This is a genomic window from Arthrobacter sp. HMWF013 (assembly GCF_003061105.1).
In the GTDB taxonomy this organism is placed as follows: Bacteria; Actinomycetota; Actinomycetes; order Actinomycetales; family Micrococcaceae; genus Arthrobacter.
This window is the reverse complement of the sequence record NZ_QAIQ01000300.1, coordinates 1-1542: the sequence shown is the minus strand read 5'-3', so window position 1 is coordinate 1542 and position 1542 is coordinate 1. Positions and strand designations below refer to the sequence as shown.

General features: G+C 64.4%; 2 protein-coding genes. Both read left to right on the top strand.

The features are described 5' to 3' along the window. The first annotated feature begins 59 nt into the window (after positions 1 to 59). Positions 60 to 701, top strand: a complete 642-nt coding sequence (locus DBR22_RS11515) for an NADPH-dependent F420 reductase (RefSeq protein ID WP_108599128.1) — start codon at positions 60 to 62, stop codon at positions 699 to 701. Between the two features lie 90 nt (positions 702 to 791). Then, a complete protein-coding gene (locus DBR22_RS11510) occupies positions 792 to 1475 on the top strand; it encodes a response regulator (protein ID WP_108599127.1) in 684 nt (227 codons plus the stop codon). The last annotated feature ends 67 nt before the right edge of the window (positions 1476 to 1542 follow it).

The window sequence follows — 1542 nt, the reverse complement described above, 5'->3', positions numbered from 1 at the left end:
CCCGCCCCGTTATCTACTGGAAGACACGCAGGCCACCTGCGATCCAGAAGAGGACAGCAATGACGAACATCAGCATTCTCGGCAGCGGAAACATGGCGCGGGCGCTCGCCGTCACCATGTTGCGGGGCAACAACCCAGTGCAGATCCTGGGCCGCGACGGCGCCAAGACCCGTGCCTTGGTAGAGGGGCTTGGCCCTGGTGCCACCGGCGGGATCGTAGGCGCAGACCTTACAGGCGCAATCGTCTTCCTGGCGATCCCGCACAAGGAAGTGCATACGGCCATCCTCAAGGCGGGAGATTCGCTCGACGGACGGGTCATCGTGGACATCAGCAATCCGGTGGATCCGGCTACATTTGACCAGCTGACCGTGCCGCCCGGGACGTCAGCGGCCGAGGAAACCGCCAGGATGCTCAACGGACGTGCTGAGGTGGTCAAGGCCTTCAACACCACGTTCCCCGGGACCCTGGAGGCCGGACAGGTCGGTGGCCAACACCTTGATGTGTTCATCGCCGGCGACTCGGAGCAGTCAAAGGAAAAGGTCAGCGCCGTGGCAGCGGCCGGCGGCCTGCGGCCCATCGATGTGGGCCCGCTGCGCCGCGCGCGGGAATTGGAAGCGATCATGCTGGTCGTGATGGGCCTGCAGGTCAACCCTGAGCATGAGCACTTCAACTGGGACACCGCCCTTCGGATAATTCCGTGACGCGGGCCCGGGCGGCTTGTGGCAACATGGCGCGTGCTAAAGAATGAGTCATTGCGGTAGCGGACGGGTGGACAGAAGGGACGACGGACGATGAAGGCTTCAGCATCACCGGAGCAAGCGGAGTCCTCATCCAATGCAGGCATCCGGGTTTTCGTCCTCGACGACCATGAGCTGGTCCGGCGAGGCCTGCAGGATCTCCTGGAAAGCGAAGGATTCGTCGTCGTCGGCATGTCCGGATCTGCTGCCGAAGCCGCCCGGAGGATTCCGGCCCTGCGTCCTGACGTCGCCATTTTGGATGCGCGGCTGCCTGACGGGACGGGCATCGAGGTTTGCCGGGACGTGCATTCAGTTGACGAGACGATCAACTGCCTGATTCTTACGAGCTACGACGACGAACAGGCACTCCGCGGCGCCGTCCTGGCAGGCGCTTCGGGGTACGTCCTCAAGGAGATCGGCGGCTCTGACCTGATCGGCGCACTGCGCAGGGCAGCCCGCGGCGAATCCCTGTTCGACGCGGACCTGAAGGCAAGGATTGTCCAGGGGCTGGCCGAGCCGGAGCGGGTGGATCCCCGGGTGGCCTCACTGACTCCGCAGGAACGACGGGTACTGGAACTCGTGGGTGAAGGCCTCACAAACCGCCAGATCGGCGAGCGTATGCTTCTGGCGGAGAAGACGGTGAAGAACTACGTCTCATCGTTGCTGGCAAAGCTCGGGTTCGAACGGCGGACGCAGGCGGCCGTTCACGTGGCCCAGCATTCCCCTCCGGATCAGTAGCGGTTCGGGATCCCGGCGAGTCAGAAGACCGGGGCCGTCCACGTCAGCGCCGTCCCGGAATCGGGGG